12 protein-coding genes are annotated in these 20,618 nt (G+C 58.7%); 9 read left to right on the top strand and 3 right to left on the bottom strand.

Annotated features, from left to right (window positions below):
• Positions 1-34: 34 nt before the first annotated feature.
• Positions 35-1,693, bottom strand: a complete 1,659-nt coding sequence (locus tag ACOMD9_RS10730) for a hypothetical protein (protein WP_421414605.1) — start codon at positions 1,691-1,693, stop codon at positions 35-37.
• Positions 1,694-2,284: 591 nt separating this feature from the next.
• Between ACOMD9_RS10730 and ACOMD9_RS10725 the strand changes: the two genes are divergently transcribed.
• The 5 genes from ACOMD9_RS10725 (at position 2,285) to ACOMD9_RS10705 (ending at position 12,277) form a co-directional block, all read left to right on the top strand.
• The gene (locus ACOMD9_RS10725) at positions 2,285-3,904 is read left to right on the top strand and encodes a hypothetical protein (RefSeq protein WP_421414603.1); all 1,620 of its coding nucleotides are present in this window, start codon (positions 2,285-2,287) and stop codon (positions 3,902-3,904) included.
• Between the two features lie 561 nt (positions 3,905-4,465).
• Positions 4,466-5,953 (top strand): 3'-5' exonuclease, encoded by a 1,488-nt coding sequence (locus tag ACOMD9_RS10720; protein WP_421414602.1) that lies wholly within the window; start codon positions 4,466-4,468, stop codon positions 5,951-5,953.
• A 153-nt stretch (positions 5,954-6,106) separates the two neighbouring features.
• Positions 6,107-7,132, top strand: coding sequence for a conjugal transfer protein TraF (gene traF / locus ACOMD9_RS10715; protein WP_421414599.1), 1,026 nt, complete (start codon positions 6,107-6,109; stop codon positions 7,130-7,132).
• A complete protein-coding gene (locus tag ACOMD9_RS10710; protein WP_421414597.1) occupies positions 7,129-8,535 on the top strand; it encodes a conjugal transfer protein TraH in 1,407 nt (468 codons plus the stop codon). Before traF ends, ACOMD9_RS10710 begins: the two co-directional genes overlap by 4 nt.
• A 1-nt stretch (position 8,536) precedes the next feature.
• Positions 8,537-12,277, top strand: a complete 3,741-nt coding sequence (locus tag ACOMD9_RS10705) for a conjugal transfer protein TraG N-terminal domain-containing protein (protein ID WP_421414595.1) — start codon at positions 8,537-8,539, stop codon at positions 12,275-12,277.
• An 86-nt stretch (positions 12,278-12,363) separates the two neighbouring features.
• Here ACOMD9_RS10705 and ACOMD9_RS10700 read toward each other — a convergent pair whose 3' ends face one another.
• A complete protein-coding gene (locus ACOMD9_RS10700) occupies positions 12,364-12,813 on the bottom strand; it encodes a hypothetical protein (RefSeq protein WP_421414593.1) in 450 nt (149 codons plus the stop codon).
• Between the two features lie 553 nt (positions 12,814-13,366).
• On the opposite strand from ACOMD9_RS10700, the gene ACOMD9_RS10695 reads away from it, so the two are divergent.
• From ACOMD9_RS10695 to ACOMD9_RS10685, 3 genes are all read left to right on the top strand, one after another.
• The gene (locus ACOMD9_RS10695; protein WP_465249810.1) at positions 13,367-14,023 is read left to right on the top strand and encodes a lytic transglycosylase domain-containing protein; all 657 of its coding nucleotides are present in this window, start codon (positions 13,367-13,369) and stop codon (positions 14,021-14,023) included.
• A complete protein-coding gene (locus ACOMD9_RS10690) occupies positions 14,020-14,586 on the top strand; it encodes a hypothetical protein (protein WP_421414591.1) in 567 nt (188 codons plus the stop codon). The genes ACOMD9_RS10695 and ACOMD9_RS10690 overlap by 4 nt, the downstream gene beginning before the upstream one ends.
• A 63-nt stretch (positions 14,587-14,649) precedes the next feature.
• Entirely contained in the window at positions 14,650-15,195 is a 546-nt protein-coding gene (locus ACOMD9_RS10685; RefSeq protein WP_421414589.1) for a hypothetical protein, read from the top strand.
• Between the two features lie 637 nt (positions 15,196-15,832).
• Here ACOMD9_RS10685 and ACOMD9_RS10680 read toward each other — a convergent pair.
• Positions 15,833-16,849, bottom strand: coding sequence for a ParM/StbA family protein (locus ACOMD9_RS10680; protein WP_421414587.1), 1,017 nt, complete (start codon positions 16,847-16,849; stop codon positions 15,833-15,835).
• 616 nt (positions 16,850-17,465) lie between these two features.
• On the opposite strand from ACOMD9_RS10680, the gene mobI reads away from it, so the two are divergent.
• A complete protein-coding gene (mobI, locus tag ACOMD9_RS10675) occupies positions 17,466-17,987 on the top strand; it encodes a conjugative transfer protein MobI(A/C) (RefSeq protein WP_421414584.1) in 522 nt (173 codons plus the stop codon).
• The last annotated feature ends 2,631 nt before the right edge of the window (positions 17,988-20,618 follow it).

The following is a 20,618-nucleotide window of genomic DNA, read 5'->3' as shown; positions in this document are numbered from 1 at the left end:
GTGGACCGCCCAAGGGCTTAGGGAGCGGAGCCTATCAGCCCTCTGGCTCGGTCAAGGGGAGGAGCGTGAGCTGGGCTGATGCCAGATCAGCATCATTGGCGCTGATACGTTGCTGCATAGCCCGGGTACGCATCTCCTGTCGCTTGATCAACGCTATGGTCTCGTCGCTGTGCCAGGCCTCGATCACCAGTGCAGACTTGTGCCGATCCGTCGGCTCAACGACCAGGTCGAGGTCATAAAGGCGCAGGGCGGTTCGTTCCTCAAGAACCGCGGGCAGCATCATCCCGCTTCTTGCGGCTCGCTCGCGAAGCTGCTGCCACAGCTTCTCGCAGAATTCGATCCTGGCTCGCCGACGGTTACTCCCCTGGCCCAGATTCAGGATGTCCAGGAGGTCCTCAGCGTGGATGCGGTACCCATGGCGACTGCCCGCATGGAGGCGCAAATGGTGGTAGATCTTGTGGACCACACCACTTCGCTCGAACAGAAGTGCCGGGTGTACCAGCAGCCCCTGGCCCGCCACCAGGCCCTGCCACAGCAGGGGGTGAAGACTGAATGCGAAGTACCTCATCCCCGTACTGGGCTCCCAGCCATCCTCATGAACAGGAACTTCATCCCGGCCTTCCACCGGGTTCTCCACGAGCTGGAAGCGGATGCGCTCAGAGGGCTGGCCACCGGCCGCAGCTGATAGGCGGCGAGCAAGCTGGCCAGTTGGATTGAGGTTGAGCACGAACTGGGTGTTCAGGATGCGAGCCATGCCCTTCTGCATGGCCTGATAGGCTGACCTTCCCCCCTCTGGCGCCAGCATGTTGCTCAAATCCAGCAGATCGAAGGTCAGACGATTCTGCGGAAGACGCCCAGCCGCCTGGTCCGTTGTGATCTGCTGCATGGCGTAGGTCAAAATGGCCAGGATCAACTGCGAGTCATCCGCCGCGATAACGCCATACTCAGGCCCCTTCTCCCAGGCATGGTGAATTCGGCTTACCGACACGTCGACCGGCTCTCCCCCCAGCTGGATCGTTGCCTGCAGCTGCTCGACACGCTCACGTGGGCTGGTCCTCGAGCAGCGCTCCAGTAGCTGCCCGATCAGGTGGAGGGTCCAGGATTCATCGTTTTGGCTGCTGGCGCTGATCTGGGAGAAAAACCCGTGACGCTGCAGGTGACGATAGGTCGCTTCCACATAATCGATATGCTTGGCAAAGCCCAGGGGTTCTGGCCGCGGCACCTCGTCCGTCCTGCGAGTCTTGCGGGGCACTCGCCATACCTCAGGGTTGTCCTGGCTATCCCTAGGGCTCCCACGCCAGCCTTTGGCCGCTTCATTGGGGCTCCGAAGCGTGTAAATCATGGCCCTCCCCATACCCGGGCCCATCATCGTGGCCTTCTCCCGCAGGATTATGCCGCTATGCCCCAAACGTGCGGTATACAAGCTTAGGCTGGCAATGAAGGTTTTGTAGCTTCGGACTCCGCCGAGGTGGGTCTGGATCTCGGCAAACAGCTGATCGGCTCCGAAGACCTTCCCTTTCGCGCTAAGGCGGTCCCATGCCTGCAGCAGCTCGAGCTCGAAGTCGGCCACCTCCCTCATCTTGGGTCCCTTTTCACGCAGCCCCATGCCAAGCCATATCCCTGCTATGCCATCTGGTGACGGCCGGAAGAATGGCGGGGTCGGGGAAGCGGCGGGATCAACGAGATGGCTCATGCGTACACTCAAAGGCTGTTTTAGGCATGATCGTCGCCAAGCGCCATACGTATAAACACGTAAGTTATTGAATCTTGGTGACAGCGGCTGACGATCATAGCTAAGCGTACAGCAAACCCGTAACCAAGCGCCACAAAGAGACTGTACAGCTATAATCGTTGCCTATTCAGGGAAACCCCTGCTAGCATGTTCTGCGACCTCTAATACTCGAACGAACTGCACCTATGCACCCGAGCCGCGATAACAACAACCATCAGCTCGACCTCCCTTGTGCCACAGGGGCGGTCGCGGCTAATGCCGTTGGTTCGGGAGCAGGTAGACAGCATCAGTCAGCGGGCAACTGGCTGATGAACGGGCATAGAAAAGGGGCGACCAGCATTGCTGATCGCCCCCGAGAGTATTCTGGCCGCTTAGGAGGCGGGCAACCTCCTGAAGCAGCCCTGGCAAGCGTTGTGAGAGACGCATTGCCAGTCACGCGTGTTGACCGAAAGGGTTGGCTCGCAACGGAACAGAAGGAACGGCCTCAGGTCTCCACGGCTTCATTTTATGCCGTAGGCCCTGGTCGTTCAAGGAATATGGACACCTCCTTGGATGAACAAGCAGCACACGGCAGGGGACAGTGCCTCACAGGCAGCCCCGAAGCCGGCAGATTCTGAAGCACTCGTCACGTCGAGAGCGATCTGCCGTATTCCAAGCTACACAGGGTTGGCGCATCGGCGCGTCCCTCTCGATGCCGGCGTCCTTCCGAAGGCGCTGGTCCACTGGTGCAGCGCCACTCCTAAGCCCGCCCAGCGCAGCACAAAATACGCCCCCGTCCACTACCTGGTGATGGGTGAGCACGGTGGTCGTCTCGTCCCTGACAACCACTCCGACCCCTCAACGTTTGCCCAGTCACGGCGGCGCCTACGCCTGGCCGAACGTCGCCCCGGCGAACCTGGTGAAGGGGTGGGACAGCCACAATCACTGTTGTCCCCGCGCCAGCTGGCCGCCCTAGGGCACGTGCTCACCGGGATCAAGTATTCGACCTGGGGCTTCGATGTCCATGAACATCACGCTCTGAGTGACCGATGCGAGATCCATGTGCGCCCCGCGGCTCTGGTCCATCACCGCCTCGGCTATCAGGTCTGTGGTACCGCCTATCAACAGCTGGAAGACGATCTGGCGACGCTTGCTCGCACCTGGGTCGTCATGGAGCGGCGTGTCGGCAACGATTGGCAGGCGCTACGCAGTGAACCTCTGCTGCAGTTCTTCAACAGCGGGCGCATCCACATCAACGACGGTAAGGACGTTTCCCCAGAGCCGGCTGAAGACGGCAAGCCAGTGAGGCGGCATCGCTCCTGGTCCCTGGCCCTGGGTCATGGCCTTGTCGCCATGCTCAAGACCCAGCCCAGCGACCTCTTCGTCATATCACCGGCCCTGTGGCGATCCGCGCAGCGCTCCCCTCTTGCTCAATGGCTCGCGCTGTTCTTCTCCGGCCATGGCTTCGATGGCAACCGCATCCACCCACACCGTCTCTCGACGCTGGTCGCTCGGATGCGACTTTGCCCAGATGAGACTTACCGCGCCCTGACGGAAAGCGGCGTGCTGGGGCAACATGCCGAGCACGTCACTGTTGCTTCGGATGAAGCCGGCTCATGGGAGGAGCGCCCTGCCCCGCCCCTGAAGCGTCCCAAGGCCAAGCGCCAGCCAAAGAATCTCCGGAAGGAGACCCGCGTGCTGCGACTGGCCATGAACCAGATCGTCCAGGCATTTCATCGGCTCAAGCGGCGATCCGGTCTGGCGGATTTCCAGGTCATCCCAGCTGACGCTCCCAGCGACATTCCCCCAAGCCTTATTGGCAAGCGTCGCAGCCGATTCGACAAGGTAGGACTCAAGCGCTGGTCAGCAGAGATCGAGTCGCTGGTGCCTTCCCTGCCCTCCTGGGTGCTGAAGCGCCACGAGATCCTCCCCAGGCTCGACCGGCTGACAACCCGCACGAACGGATCGACCGAGACCCCGGCGGTGCAAGCTGTCGCTGCATGCCAGGCAACCCTCGAGTATGCCCGGCAGCAGCTGGACATCCTCACGCGCCACTCGATCGCTGACTGGCGCTCCAGGGTTGTTCGATTCGTCACTCATACCGCGCTCGCGCTTGCTGAGATCCGCCAGGGACTGGTTGGCCCCCTGATGCGGGCTCATTCGCCACCCACCGCCCTCACCATCCCTACCTAACCGAGAGCTGCCCTCGCAGCTCGGCGACTCTGACCAGGCCACTGCCTGGCATTTTTGCTGCCTAAAGCTCCGTCTGCCCTGGCCTGAGAGCCAGGCTACGCGCTCCTTACACCCCGCATGACCATAGAGCCGGCACAATCCGGCGAGGATCTGTCCACAGCGATGTTTATCCCCAACGCATTTTGAGATTGTCATTCCTATTATGTGAATTGGCTTCCCAGGCAGGAGAATGCAGTGTTGTTGACCGTGGTTATCTCCACGACATCAGTGAGCAGTCATCCCCGAGACGAGCCAGAGCATCATCCTGTAGAGACACGAGGCCGCCACCGCACGGGAAGACCGCTCATGCCGGGGCGCTGGGCGTCGGTAAAGGAATTTAAAGGGTGAGCAAGTTAGAGAAAGCGAGTGAATGGGATTGGCGCTCTGGCGCGAACCCCCTTTCCCTCTTGTGATCCTGTTGTCAGGACCGTGACGGCGCCTCTAAGGGCAACTCCTCGCCGTGGTGAAGAGAATCGGGGGTGGTACCGTGATGAAGCCACCCATAGCGACCAGGAGTGAAGGATGACGGCAGTGCCTGTCCCCAGGCCCGTGAGACTGACCAGCGAGCAGTCTCAGATTGTCGGCTTCAAGGGGAAGCAGCTGGTGGTGAAGGCGTACGCAGGGACCGGAAAGACCTTCGCCCTTGTCCAGTACACTCTGGCCAATCGTGACAAGCGCTTCCTCTACCTGGCCTACAACCGCGCCATTCGTGATGAGGCGGTCGGCAAGTTTCCCGATAACGTCGACTGCAAGACGTCACATCAACTGGCCTACGCCGAAATCGGTCGCCTGTACCAACACAAGCTGGTGCCCAACCTGCGAGTGAAGGAAGTGGCTGACATGCTGCAGGCGCCAAACTGGCGCGTGGCCGCAGATGTCATCGCGACCCTCAACAACTTCATGGTCAGTGCGGAACGAGCCATCGGCCCGGCGCTGTTCTGTGCCGCTGACGACAACAGCCCAAGGGGGAGAGATAGGGCGCAGTACGCTCGGATGGTGGGCCAGTTGGCCCGGTCACTCTGGGAGAAGATGATCGACACCGAGCACGCCTGCCCCATGACCCATGACGCTTACTTCAAGCTCTACCAGCTCCAGCAGCCCGACCTGTCCCGCCGATACGACATTATCCTCTATGACGAGGGCCAGGACGGCACCGCGGTGACAACAGCGCTTGTCACGAGTCAGGCATGTGGGCTCTTGATCTGTGGTGATCCAGCGCAACAAATCTATGCCTTCCGTGGTGCTCGTGACGCTCTGGACGATGCGGCCCTGGCCGGCGCCGAGCGGCGTCACCTCACGCAAAGCTTTCGCTTCGGCCCCCAGGTTGCCGCCGTCGCCAATGCGCTGCTGATGCTGAAGGGTGAGACGCTGCCGGTCCAGGGGCTCGGCAAGGCGGATCGGGTTACTTCCTCCCGTGACTTCCGACTCAGCTCATCTCCCGGGCCTATCACGTTCCTGGCGCGTACCGTCATGGGCGTGATCCAGATGGCCATGTTCTTCAGCAAGAAAGGAATCCCCCTTGCACTCATCGGCGGCGAGGACGCATACGCCCTGGCTCCGCTGGAGAACGCCTACTGGTTGTCACGGGGCGAGCGAGCCCGGATCACCGATAGGCGGCTCGCCCGAGAGTTTTCCTCCTTCCGGGACTATGTCGAGATGGCGGAGGCGGCAAAGGACCCGGAGATGCTGCGCACCATCAAGATCCTGGACTCATCCCGAAACCTCCCCCAGGACCTTGCCCGTCTCCGCCAGAACCTGGCTGCAGCAGATGCACCCCTGGTGACACTCTGCACTGCTCACAGAGCCAAGGGGCTGGAATGGCCGAGGGTCTATCTCATGGATGACTTCCCAGACGTGCTGAGCCCGGAGCTTGATGCAGAAGCCCGTGACCAGGAGGTCAACCTGCTCTACGTGGCCGCCACCCGCGCTCAGGAGCACCTGGTGCTCAACGAACAGGCCGAGGCCGTCGTGCGCCACATGGCCCGACAGCGCCGGTGCGTCCCAGCATAGCGCTCACCCACCACCCAGACGACGCCCCTACAGGTGTTCCGCATGCGGAACACCCATTGACTGGTTGTGCCCTTCATGGGCACGTCGGCGCAGGGGTGCTGGCGCCTTACCGGCCTACCATGGCTCAAATCGGAAAATCCGTGCGAGTCGCCCATGAACACGAACCTTAAACCGATCGCTGTAGCACTCATTGCTGCCTCGCTGACAGCGATGGGAACGCATGCCTTTGCTGATCCCCAGGAACGCTTCATCGAGCGCAAGGCCGAGGGATGGTTCTTCTACAACGAAGAGTTCGATAAGGAGCCTGAGGAGCAACCCGAGCCGGAGCCGGCCCCGCCGTCACAGAACGTGACTACGACGACGCCTCCGCCGCAATCCACAACACCATCTCCCTCGGAGTCGGCTAAGGCCCAGCCGCCGGCGCCGCTCTCGGCCAAGTGGCTCAGGGAGAACATGCAGAAGTACATGGACGCGGCATTCGACAACCCCACCGTAGAGAATGTCCAGGCGTTCCTCTACCTACAGCGCTACGCCATGGACCAGAGCTCCGAGTTTGCCCAGGTGGCAGAACGCGCACGCTTGGGCAATCCGATGCTTGATGAGACCACTCGTCGCCCCTTGGCGACGTTCGCCTCTCAAGACCTCGATCGGCAGGCCGGTAGAGCGCGGACAGAAATCCTCGCCAGCCTCGCCGAACGTGTCGGCGTGTTCTTCTTCTATGAAAGCGATTGCGGTCTGTGTCGCACCATGTCACCTATCCTGGCTCAGCTGAACCGGCAGTTCGTCACTACGCCCATCAGCATGGATGGGAAGGACTTGCCTGGGGACCCCTTCCCCAATATGCGCCCCGATGCCGGGCATGCGGAGCAGCTCGGGGTACAGGTCCTACCTGCCGTGTATCTCGCCTCCCCGGAAGGAGAGTTCGTACCTGTCGCACAAGGGGCCGTATCACTCACCGACCTCCAAGAGCGGATCGTCCTCGGCGCCCTCCAGCAGGGGTGGATCTCGCCTGATGACTTCAACAGGACACGCCCGATCACAAATGCAGATATGAGCCTGGCGAATTCAGCTCCTTTCTCGGCTCTCGAGAACATGGGGATCACTGATGAAACGGGCTTCATACCACCTGAAGTGCTTCTCCAGCACATGGCCAACGCACAGCGAGGGATGCAGCAATGACAAATCAGATGACTCTTCGAAAGACCCTGCTGGCTACATGCATCAGCGCTGCGCTGATGGGTGCCTCGCTTTCCGCGTCGGCCAGTGGCCTCCAGAACCAGCTGGATCGGGTATTTGACGGCATGTCGAATGTCACCCCGCCCGGTGTCTGGGAATCCCAACGCCGAGGGGTGATCACCGGCGGCCGGATCACTGCCAAGGCGCCGATCATGACGGAATCCTTGGTCCGTGTGACCCCCCCGTCCTGGAAAGGAGGGTGTGGTGGCGTGGATATGCATTTAGGGAGTTTCAGCTTCATTAACAGTGAGCAGATGGTTCAGCTGCTCCGTTCGGTGGCTGCAAACGCTCAGGGCTATGTGTTCCAGCTGGCGCTCGACAACGTGTTCCCGCAAGGGGCGAAATGGATCGAGAACTTCCAGAAGAAGATCCAGGCACTGAACCGCGCCATGCTCAACTCCTGCGAGGCAGCTCAGGGGGTGGTCAACGACACGATCTCTGCAATGGGGTTCAGCTCCGAGGTCAAGGGGATGACCGAGGCCTCAGCCACCGGCATGGTCGATGACTTCTTCAGTGGTTTCTCAGAGTCCAGTGGCAAACCCACCGTCAATCTGCTGGAAGAGGTGGATGCCCCGCGGCGGAAGGAAATGCTCGGGAACGTGGTCTGGAAAGAACTTCGTCGGCATGGGGTGCAGAGCTGGTTCCACGGCGGCGATGTCCAGTTGCTGGAGGCCATAATGTCAATCAGTGGTACCGTGATCGTGGGCAATGCCACCGACGAGGGGGAAACCCCCATCACTACAATCGCTGGCAACAAGCTGACTCTCTCCGACCTGATCGATGGGGGCACGGTGCAGATGTACTCCTGCGGTGGTGATACCGCGGAATGCATGATGGACTCTGGAGCCACAACAAGCCCTGTTGATATCAAGGGCTTTGGCCAGCACATTCAGGACATGCTGCTCGGCAACGCCACTAGCCCGGGTATCATCGGGAAAATGAGTGTCAACACTGGGGCGCTCACGAATGAAGAAGAAGCCTTTATGGCCAACCTCCCGGGTAGCGCCGCGACCTTCCTGCGTAACCTTGTGATCGCCAACCCCAGCACCGCCCGCCTCTTCGCTGAAGAGAGCTCCAAGGCTCTCGCTCTCAACATCACCTACAGCATCGCGTCTGAGATGCTCAGATCCGCAGAGCAAGCCATTGGCTCAAGTAACAACGACTGGGCTGCTAAGGCAGCAACCTCACTTCACCAGTCGTCGGCAAGGCTCAGCCAGGAATACACCATGCTAGCCAACGAGTACGGCACCATGAACGACCTGGTCCGGGACTACTCTGCCCTGATCGAAAATACTCGCGTCGCTCGCTATACCCTGCGGGAGATGTCGAAGGGAGGAGGCCAGTAACATGTTCACCATCTACTCCATCGGTGACTCCGCCTTCCTCGAGCAGATCCTCATCGCCATTTCGATGATCACCGGAACCGGAGATTTTGAACAGATGGTGGCGGTGGGTCTGTTGATCGGTGTGCTGATCATGGCCTTCCAGTCACTGTTTCAGGGCGGCCAGAAGATCCCCTTCCAGCAGATCCTCGTCTGCTGGATCATCTATGCCTGTGCATTCGGCCCTTCGACCACGGTGGTGGTCGAGGACGCCTATACGGGTGATGCAAGGGTTGTCGCCAACGTTCCCGTTGGAGTTGGTGCTGCCGGGGGAATCATCTCGAACGTCGGCTACAGCATCACGAGGATGTTCGAGACCGGGTATGGGGCGATCGCCCCAGGGATCACGACCACCTACTTCGCGGATGCATTGAAGCTCCTCAACGACGCTCGGCGGTCCCTGGCTGACCCTGAGGTCTTCCAGGCCATCAATGAGGCTAATGGTGGCGGGCACGTCAATGTCCGTCAGTCGATCACGAACTATATTCAGGAGTGCACCCTGCTCAAGATCGATCGTGGTGAGGTCTCGATCGACGAGCTAATGCGTACCCACATCACACCCGCCATGCGGTTCAACTCTGCCGTCTATGGTACCCAGCTTTATGACACCCCCGGGAATCCCAATGGCTCCTACTACAATTGCAGCGATGGCCACATGGTCCTGGAGGCGATGCTCGACCAGCTTGGCGATAATCAGGCGCAGCAAGCAGTTGCCACCGTTCTAAGTCGTGACCCAACCTTCATGTCTGTCAGTGGACAGATTACCGATGCCATGCAGGCCCTCGGCATTGCTGCCAGCCAAGCACAGAATTACATGAAGACGGCTATCATCGAGCCCCTCTACTACGATGCAGCCTCCGGCAAGTATCAGGAAATGCGGGACTACACGTCGGCGATCATGGTCAACCAGGCAATTCAGCAACGCAACACGCAATGGGCCGCCGAGCAGTCAATGTTCATGAGCATTGTGCGGCCGATGCTGACCTTCATCGAGGGCTTCGTCTACGCCATCACGCCCTTTATGGCGTTCCTGATCGTGCTCGGCGGTTTCGGTATCAAGCTCGTGTCGAAATATGGGCAAATGCTGCTCTGGACTCAACTCTGGATGCCCGTGCTCTCCATCGTCAACCTCTTCCTCTACATGTCGGCCTCTAACGAGATGGCCTCCTACAGCATGGATACCATGGGGCTGTACTCTTTCTACGCCCTCGATCGCTCAAGCGACATACTTGAGAGCTGGATCGCCACAGGCGGCATGCTCGCTGCGGCGACGCCGATTCTTACCCTAGTGTTGGTCACCGGTTCGTCCTATGCCATGACCAGCCTGGCGGGCCGGATGCAAGGTGCTGACCATGTGAACGAGCGTCAGTCGACCCCGGATATGATGACCAATGGCGCCGTCATGGCTAACATGCCGAGTGCTACTCAGGACCCCACTAGCGGCCTTCGTGCGACAGGCGCTGACCAGGCAGTGGGGTCATTGAAAATTGGTTCCCAGCTAAGCTCCAACCTGCAGTCCGCTGAGCAACACATGGAATCCGCGCAGCAGAAGTTCGGTTCCTCACTGTCGAATGCCATCACTGCCGGCGGCAACCAGACACAGTCTTACGAGCGGATGTCTTCACTGGGTAGCCAGGTCTCCAGCATGGGCGGGCAGTCATCCACGGCTGTGAGCGAGGCTGCGGCAGATTTCCGTCAACAGTATGGGATCGACGCCAAACACCAGCGTGCCATCGAGGGCGCGTTCGCAGTCAGTGGGTCTATGGGGGGTGGCCTGAGTCTGCCGGCGGGCCTTTTCAAGGCTGGCGCTGACGTCTCCAACATGACGAAGGATGCCGATACCAACAGCTACACCATGTCGCAGGATCAGGTAGACGGGTTCCTGAACAAGGCCGGTTTCTCAGAGCAGAACCGCGCCGAGCTGACCCAGGGCCTGACGGACAGCTTCGCACAGGCGAACAAGGACCAGCTGACGGCCACCTGGGGCGCTCAAAATGCCTCACAGATCCAGACCAGTGCAGAAGAGGCCTCGTCTGCCAGCCAGTCCTACACCGAGATGAAGTCGCTGGGCATGAATTTCAGCAGCGACGAGTCACACGGGTATATGTACCTGTCCAACAATATCCTCGACCAGAACAACCCTGGGGGGCGCGAAGCCATGGAGCAGCTTCAGACCTCGATGATGCATGCACCGAGTAGTGTTCGTGCTGAGGCCGCCCAGCGAGCTGATGTCCTCGAGGATGTACATGGTATGCCCAGCGCTAACGCACAAGTCGTTGCACAGCTCGAGGCCCTGAGCAATCAGAGCAACTACGATACCCCGCAGGAGTACATGGGTGCCTTCAATGACACCCTCCGCATTGTCGGTTCCGCCACTGGGCGTGATTTCGGCGCCGCGGCCGACGCCACTGAGAATCAGGGGCTAAGCAACTCGACGCCAGCGCTGGATGGGCGCATCACTGACGATGTTAGCTCTCGAATTCAAGGTGTTGGTGCCAGTCCGACGGGGCAGTCATCCGTCGGGGGCTTCCAGGGTCAGGCCATTAGCGCCAGACCCGATGAAGGCGCCGCTGCAGACCATAACGCCGACGTGCCACCGGTTATCCAGGATCACTTCGACGCGAGAACGGCACAGGTCGAGGGCGCGGCCGATGGCTTCTATCAAGATAAGGTCGAGCAACGCCTGCCAGAGGCGGAGCGTGTTATGAACGCTGATGCCGGCGATCCCGGCAAGGCCGTTGCTCGCCAGGACAGGCTCGGACAGCTTATCGACAAGGCTGGCGAGGTTGGGGCCGACTTCATGATGAATCTGTCAGGCACCAACCCGATGGTGATGAACTCGATCCAGGAGAGGCTTGAAAATGGTGAGTCGCTGGAGAGTATCCCGCAACTCAGTGATTACTCTGGCAGTGTCAGTGAAAAGGTGGCTCTCGCTGCCGTCGGCAGAGCCAATGGCGATAACTCGCACTTCGACGCCCTCCCCCGCGAGGATCAGGCGCGTGTAATGCTTGCCGAGGCCGCCACGAACCTCCAGGGTGCTGACTACCGTGAAGTCACGTCTGAGCAGCAGCAGATGGCCTACGAAGCGATGGAAGGGCATGCACGCCATGAACTCGGCATGACTCCCGCCGCTGCCCAACACTATGCGGCGCAGTTCGTGGATGGAGAGGGGGCCGAGCGATACCGCGAACACGGTGAAGCGGCGATCCGTGATGAGTACATGCACAACACTGGGAAGACGCCCGAGCAGCTCACGGAGCAGGATCACCGAAACATCGAGAGCATCGGGGCCCGTGTGGCGAACGCCAGTCAAGCCGGTGCACAAGCCGCTTCCGTTATGGCCCCTGTTGACCGTTTCTATGACCTCCACTCCGGTGGCGCCGCTTTTGGTCAGGGTCACTCGGACCTTCCAGTTCAGCCGCTGGCTCCGCCACCAGCACCGGCTCCAGCAGAAACACCAGCCCCTTCAAACCCCAGCCCTGAGACGGCCTCGCCGCCGCGAAGCGCCGGTCCAGCGGAGCCGACACAACCCAGGTATGTTGATCCCGACGCGCCGACCACCGGCTACGGTGACAATGAACTGGTTCTGCCGACAGCCTCGACACGAAATGGAGCTAGCGCTCAAGACCATGGCGACCCCGATCAGATGATGGCGAGCCGTGACACCAACAAGTCCGGCGGAGGCAAGCCACCCGGTTTCGCCTGATCATCCATCCATCCAGCAATGCAAATGGGAGGCCTCTGGCCTCCCATTTGTGTTTAGGGGGGTGCTATCGCCCGTTGCTATGCCGTTTAGTCAAGCCCGCGACGCAGGGCCTTGGCTGTTGGATAGCCGCTGTAATGGAAGCCTTCAGAATACCCTTCCTCATCGAACGGCGAGCTCGCCATGCCCTTCCCACGCTTCGGGGCACCAGCCCCCTGTTGGTAGGTGACGATGAACAGCGATCCTACAGCCAGGAGCGCTGTGATGCCCCAGCCCAGCCAACCGATCTGACTGAACCCAAGCACCGGAAAGGTGTAAGTCAGGGTGCCAAGCATCCCAACCCAGAAGATGACAGCTCCCCACTTGCTGTAGTGGATGATCTTGGCAAGGGCGAGAAAGCCGTGGACAAAGGCCACCAGACCGACGACCACCGCCATCAGCATCAGGCCAGAGTCGTGATTTGAGGCGGAGTCCCAGAGAAACCAGGACATCGCACCGAAACCGGCCGCCCCGAACATCAGCTTGATAATGAGTTCCATGATGAATTCCTCGTGTGCTTGCCCTACCCTGTTGACTCCAGTATACCCAGATCACACAAGACGCAAGCCCCCCACTCTCGCCGAGGCACGCATTGGGCCTTGCACACTAGCGAAAAATCGCATACGGTTTCCTCCAAGCATGATTCCAGAAGCACACGCGGTTCGTCCGTGGTCATGCTCCACCGACTCAGATCGGTTCCTTCCGACGTTATACCTTGGTCGAATACTCTGTATAGGCCTTGTCCCTCTTTTGCCGCGCCCTGCGGCTACCTTGATCATTTCCATTTACAGGCATTCTACGCGGCCTGTTTGCGCGTACAGGTTTACCACCTGTTACAAATGTGGGGTTGTTGCCGCCCTTGCGATTCCGATAATCCATGTAAGAACGAGAGTTGGTGCTGCATTCCCGCCCCACTTCCCGTCCTTTTTGCACCGTGCGATTCCTGCACATCCAGCCGTAGGCTTAATAACTAAAATATAACCCGCCGCTGTCGGGCTAGGTAGGTATTGCCTTGAAAACAGCATTACGATCAGGCACTGAAGGGATACACACATGGCCTATTCCCAGATAGGCAGTCAGGCTTTTGCCTTGCTGCAACAAGCAGTTAGCGCCCCTTTGCGAGTGGGCAAAATGGGTAGCCTAAACAACGGCTATCCTCGTATATCGATGGCTATTGGGCTCGCGCTTACCCTCACGGTGGCACCGGCAGCGAATAACCAGGCTGAAGCGTCTCTGGCCGGCACCATGTATGAGGCTCCTGCCCTTGAATACGACCTCGATCCGGTACTGCTCTACTCTGTCGCACTGGCTGAATCGGCACGGGGTGCTGACAGCCAACTGCAGCCGTGGCCCTACACGCTGAGGGTTCTGAGCGAGGCCGGTTTTTATGGTCAATCGCATGACGAGGCGGTGGAGCAACTCCAGCGGTATCTGCAAAACCATGGATCTGTGGATATCGGCATCATGCAGGTCAACACTCGCTGGCATGGGCATCGAGTAGAAGATGTCACACAGCTTCTCGACCCAGCAGTTGGGCTTCGAGTTGGCGCCGAGATTCTGCGTGAAGCCATCGATTCTGCCCCGGGTGACCTGGTCCTAGGCCTCGGGCGCTACCATAACTGGGCTGACGAGGAACGAGCCCGCAATTATGGCCAGCGAATTCTGGCTATCTACAGGAACATCCGGGATGTGTTGGGGGGAGCAGAATGAGCGGCCTCTCCATGTTCGGATACGATCAAGATCTCTGGGAGTGGGACCATACTCTCTGGCACCTGGTCCAGCAGTGCGCAAACCGCTCACCAGAGGAGACCATTCAGACCTTTGGTATTCAGCGCGAATACGCTTCCTTGGTAGCCGGCCTCTCACCCCGACAGGTAGAGCGTCTGTCTTCTGGGGTCATCGCCTCGTTCCAGCCAGTTTTCGATGAGGACAGCTTCATCGCACTGCTGGCGGAGCCGTATGACCCCCTATCACTCCTTTCACGCCACTCACATGGCCAGCTCGAAGCCCATTTTTGGCTGTTAGTCAGCAAGGGCTCCCGGACCAGTCCGGATACGGCAATGCTCCGCTATGGAGTCAGTCGGCGTGTTGCCAAGGCTGCCGGCACAGCATCATCCAACCAGCTCAGACAAATCGCATCAAAACTTGGAACCGATTTCCAACTTCGGTTTGCCTCCAGCATTATCGAGGAGGTCGCAAATGCCAGCCCGCGCCTGGCACTTACAAAGCGGATGGCATACGCCATGACAAAATCCGCAGCAGTAACAGGATAACGCAGTAAAAACGCAGATAACCGAAAGATGCCGCTCGAACGGCACGACTGAAGGGTAAGAATCATGCAGCTAGGAACAGAACAGTTCGATCAGGTGGCCATGGCGCGGGACATGATCATGCGCGGCTACATCAACAATGCCGTAAAGCTTGAGACCCAGCTCTCAATGAAAACGATTCGCACGTTGCGTTCCAAGCTGACGGCCGAGGGGTTGGCGAAAAATCCACGGGGCAGGCAGATTCGTCAGGGTCAAAGCATCATCAAGCGTTCTGAGGATCGTGAAGATGTCACGATCCTGATGCTTGCATACCGGAACTACGGAGGAGAGGACATACTGCTGTCCGTCAATATCAACGCCCTCAACCTCGCATACGATACCTATGTCCTTGTGAAGTCAGAAATCAACCGTCATCCCGTAGATTTCGTCACTATCAACGACGCCTATGGCCTCGCCCAGGAGCTGCGTTCGGATGATGCAATGTTCGAGAAATGCGACTGCTGCGATCTCGAATTCTTCATTTCCATTCGCCAGGAGTGCTCAACCAAGTGTCCTTTCTGTGCTGGTCATCCGCCTCACCCGAGCGCTCGCGTAGAGACAGTCGTTGCATGATCTAAACGATTTCCGCGATATGGATCATGAGAAAAGGGGCGCTACCTAGCGATACAGGTAGCGCCCCTTTTTAACGTCCGTAGGTGCCATCAACTACCGCGATTGTCGCCCTGGCTATTGTCCGGGGCAAGCATCCCTGCCTTACCCATCAGTCGATGAGAGCTACTGCGTAGTGGGTCTGGCCTGTCACCTCCTGCCGGCCCAGTCGCATTCAGATCATTCCCTGCAGCTGCCCCTGAAGGCCCTGCAGGCTCGGAGGCTGGACTAGACCCCATGGCCTCGCCCCTATCATCCGATGCCGAGAGAGGCACATCTGATGCCTGGCCGGTAGGCATGACCTGGGACTCCTGGGCGGAAGAGGCCTCTGCTTGTCTGCCCTGTTGTGAAACCTTCCGCTTGGCTCGTTTCGGCCTTGATGTGCCTCCTGTTGCCGCCGCGGCAACTACATCAACCCCCAAAGCCTCAGCAAGCAGGCCTTGCTGAGCCAGGGATCTGAGCCGCTCGCAGCGATCTCTTCTACCAAGACTCTCGAGTTCCTGGTACAAGCTCGGGTGGACCTTCTTGTCTATGCGGACGCGACAATTTAGGGCCATAGAGTCTTCTTGAGCCATGATCGTCTCCGGGTGGTCAGCTACGGTCAAAGTGCGCTAGTTCCAGCAATGAAATATCCATCAGCAACGGCATGGACATGATCTTGCGGGACAAAAATGCGTGCCTTGTTGAACGCCTCCTTGGCAGCCTCACGATAAAACTCGGCACCGCCTCCCGCAATAATTACGACGTCGGCAGTAACACCATCGAGACGAATAGTATTCTTGAGCTTCTGAATGGCAGTCGAACCAGATTCATATCCTGCACGTCGCAGATACTCTTCTAACACAACCTTTTCAGACATGTGCATGATAAAACCCCGACCAAGCCGGACTGCCTTCTCAAGATTATGAATCTGAGGAGGTGTCGAATAGTCCTTATGGATTTCATCAGCGACCCGCTGGAGGATTCGTGACATGGCTTCCAGAGAGGTTCCAGCGGACCCGTAGCGAATTGCGCCTTCATCAAACGTCACGTAATCCACTGAATAGAATCCAGGATCAATTACTATGCAACGCCCGAACTCGATGCGCTCCATGATCTCTGGATCATCGATGGTATTGATTGCATGGTAATACGCCCCACCCGGTTGGGGTAAGACAGTAACCTTTTTAACATTTACAGTCTTCCTAGGTGCGATCTGGTGCTCGCCCTCCATCATCTTGCCAAGACGATTCCTATATTTTACGTCCATGAAGTGATTGACCGGAAGCCCAGTCACGAGATGATCTATTTCGCTCATCCCGGTTTTTGCCAGCGCCGCAAAGAAAAGTGCCTTATAGGGTTTGGAGTCGATGTAATCATCCCCGAGGATGCGCTCCCAGGAATCGAGAGAAGCAGGCTCAACTCCTGCAAAGTATGATTCGCCATCAATAACGACCTGGATTGGCTTGGCAGCCCCTGCTGCTCCACCCGCCATGTTTCCTCCAGGGTTATTAGAAAACTGAGCCGTCGGAGCGGCACCTGCTGGCATTATGACGCTTTTCTTAACACCACCCTCCTGGTAAACCATCTTGACGTTAGAGTAGCCAATATCAAGACCGACGACGCTACCTTGTGACATGTTCGCTCTCCTCATGGGAAGTTATGCATCTACATCATTTCGAGTGCCATGCACTCGCGCTCTCACACCAACAACTATATAGCAACCGATGGATTTAGCAACATCCCAGAGCCGCTACAGCATCCCTGGGAAGTCCATCAGAGCACAATGTCCAATCCTGCCAGGGACGCTGTAACGTCCCTGCAGGCGTCATTATGCATCCAGCCAGGCACCCTGGCCCTGTCGTATAGCGTCCTTTAAGAGCCGCTCCAGGGGTAATGCCAGAGTGGCATTCCAGCTGCGGCACCTGCCCGAAGAACCACCTACAGGGAGCGAAACGGCCCAAAGCGATGCTAACCGGCCCCCGGCCATCCAGCCTCCCACCCAGCCCGATTCACACAGCGCCAAGCTCTTGTTATCTCTCCTCTCACATACCTTTCCTACCAATTTGGTAGATTCCCTTTGAGGTAGTGGTATATCTACCAATAATTGGTAGACTACTAGCGATTGCATAGGCGCTTGCCTGCCGCGTCCTGGTGGTAGACTCGAGCCGTCTACCAAGAGATAGAAATGGGTGGGAAATGGGCGATAGCAGCCACAGCCAAAAAGGGGGTGAGGTGTGGTAAGGACTGAGGAGTTGCGACGCGTCACTGAGGAGGGTTCGTCCTCAGAGGACAACGCGCTGAAGCTACCGGACATCGGAGCATCGTCTACCACGGCGATCCAGCAGCTTGAGCAGCTGCTCGAGCACGAGTTCTATGCGGCGGCAGCACATGCCCGCCTGATCTGCGATGCGTACTGGAGCAACATGCAGGACGAGCTTGCATCAGGTGCTGAGGATGCAACGCTGCAGACACGTGTACGTGTCATCGACGGGACGTTGCAGGCGGTCTGGATGCGAGCGACAGGGCCGGCGCGTTCGGGGCCGTCGAAGGGGCGGTATTACGCGAAGCAGCTGCCGAAGGGTACGGCCAGTAATAATCCCAACTACAGCAAGGCAACATTCACACGCTGCCCGTCGTGGGAGAAGGAACTTGCAGAGTATGTTGAGGGTCATTATGCGAAGCAGCGAGAGAGAGCGATGCTACTCACCCAGATGCGCCGTTTGATGCGACGCTACAAGAAGGTAGTTGATCAGAGCTACGAGGACTACAAGTAGGCTGAGGGTCTATGATATGACGAAACATCATACCGCATCATCACGACATAGCGTTTCTGCGACAACGCTTGCCAAGCCTGAGGGTAATGCAGGTGACATGTCGATCCAGAGGGCTATGAACATTGAAGCCGGTAATCGAGAGCATGCTCGATTCGACGCAGAGGTTCGTCGCTACATGCAGGATGGGGCCTCATCCAACCTCAAGTATCGTCGTTTCATGGCACTTGTTACCGTCGCTGCTGTCTGCATCCTGGGCGTTGCATTTGTCACGACCATGCTTTGATCGTCGAATCATTGCTTCGCATCACCGCATTGAAGTGTAATGACATCAAGGGGCTACCGTCTGGCCCCTTTTGATATTCCCCTTCTTGACCCTGATCGGGTAGATAGTTTTCCGACCCAGGCGCCTAACCTGTAGTAAGGCCGCCCTCCCCTTCCCTTGTATTAGTAAATGACGCCGTCTTCATGATCGGTGTTGTGCAGCCCTCGAGTGCCCCTCCACTAATTCCACTGTCTGATATATTTGAGTGTATTCGAGAGGTGTAACCTCATGTCGATAGCTGCTGTCGTCCAGGGTGTCCGTTGAGGACGCAATTAACAGGAGTTGATCTGCGCTCCGGCGTAACATTGACAACGAGCATCGGTATCGGCCGAAAATAAGTTTCCAGGCTGATCCCTAAAGTATCAACGAGACATTATCCGACTCCTGCAATCCTGCGAGATTCTGTACTCTCCCCGGGGTTACCTGAATGGTGATTTGCGCTCGCTGCCATGATGTAACGGTGAATCGGCATGGTTGTTGTTGCAGGTTTAATCTAGTTGTCGATTTATTATCTAACGTGGGTGGAGTGGGTATCTCCCCTCCCCCAAATGAACGCGGCGGACAAAGCAATACGCACCAGGTGAGACGTGCATCACGGATCGCGATAGGGCTCTTGCACTCTCTGAGTTGGCTAATTCCCCGCTCAGCCCTCGAATCCGGCCTTCAGGAAGCCTCCTGTGAGCGACGATCGCCACATAAGACGGCCTCTGCCCTGCCCTGCTGCCAGAAACGCTCCTACGGGCCTTGTGGCGCGAATATGCGGCATCCGACGGTACCCCGGTTCGTTGAGGGTTCGTTCAGGGCTGTTCCCTTCCCCCTCACGGCTCTCCCTGATCTCCTGGGCCTGTCTCGTCGGCACCTCCAGCAGAGCCGCTCGCCTCGAAACCGAGCACTGCCTGTCCTGACTGGCCATCGAGGTGGTTGCGGTCAGCGAAGGCCATTGGGCCATGCTGGCGCCGACAGCCAAGTGTCAGTGCTCCGTCGGTCCATCGAGCCTGCGGCACCCCTGCCGAACGCCGGCGTTTCGATACGCCATCGCCACATCGCAGCGCCGATGCAATCCGCAGCCCCTCTCGACGACGTACCGCGACATCGCACCTGGAGCCACGTCAGGACATCGCAGAGGGCATCACGAAGTTCCGCCGCATGCGGCCACATCGACCACACGAGGCCTATGCCCACACGACGCCTACCCCCGCTTGGGTCGTTCGCGTCATCGCACCTCAGGCCCGCGGCAACGAGCGATCCCGGCAGCAGCTGCACCAAGCGTGAGCCGAGACCGCGAAGCACCGGCTCTCCCCCGGATTGTCATCAGATCAACGAGCCCGACAGCACCGTTCGCCCTGGCACCGACTCTGGGCCAGCTTGAAGAGGCGAACCGCAGCTCGTGCCCAGATCGGGCTGTGACCGGCAGACACCGTTGGCGCAGAGGCGTGAGAGAACCCGTCTCGGTGGCGCAGCCGTACCTGACGCCTTCAGCGACGGCCGGCGCCCGGGAGATCGGGAGCTGCTTCGCGCTCAGCAGCGACGTCCATTGGCAAGGGTGGTCACCCGCGACACCTGCTCGCACTGGCACGGGCATTGGCACGTCGGCACCATGCGGCATCGTCACCCAAGCCCCTTGGCGGCGTAACGACGGAGCACCACAGCTTCGGGGCATGTTCCCACGAGACACAGCGGTATCACCTGAGCACCTTCCCGCCGTGGCTATCCACAGATAGCGTGGACAAGGCTGTGGAATACTCTGTCACGACAGACCGGCAAGCCGTTGCCCGTGCAAGGACAATCCCGGCGCGTTGCATTCTCGTGCCACGCTGGTCAAATATTGATCGTTTTGCTTCCCTGGTACCCGCCACGCTCAATGGCGGCGCGCCTGTCAGCACTTCGCTCGCGGTCACCATGTAGCCGATCGCGACGCGCCTCCCTTCCACGCTTCCGATCACGGTTTCACGGTGTGTTTCGACGCGCCTTCAAAAGCCGCTGTAGCATCCATAGCTACTTGCCGAAGTGCTCTTCTGTCACGTACCGGCATTGGTACGCCGCGACAGCTACCTTGAGAGCCGCTGCAGCATCCATGCAAAGCCGATATGCATCGTCGTGACACGCTCCCATGCGCTCATGCTTGCGTCTCTGATCGAGAGTCGGAAGTTCGAGCCGTTGCAAAGCCGCTATGGAATCCCTCATCGCGACGATTTGCGTGTTTTGGGATACCTCGTAAGGTGCAGACATGGGGCTCAGCGGCGTTGTGATGGCTGTGGAAAGCCGCCATAGGGACCGCGGGCAGCGAACTTGGCGGTGGAGCAGTGGAA

The sequence above is a fragment of the Halomonas terrestris genome (assembly GCF_049166755.1).
Taxonomy (GTDB): domain Bacteria; phylum Pseudomonadota; class Gammaproteobacteria; order Pseudomonadales; family Halomonadaceae; genus Halomonas.
The sequence above is the reverse complement of the archived record's forward strand: the minus strand, read 5'-3'. Positions and strand labels throughout refer to the sequence as shown.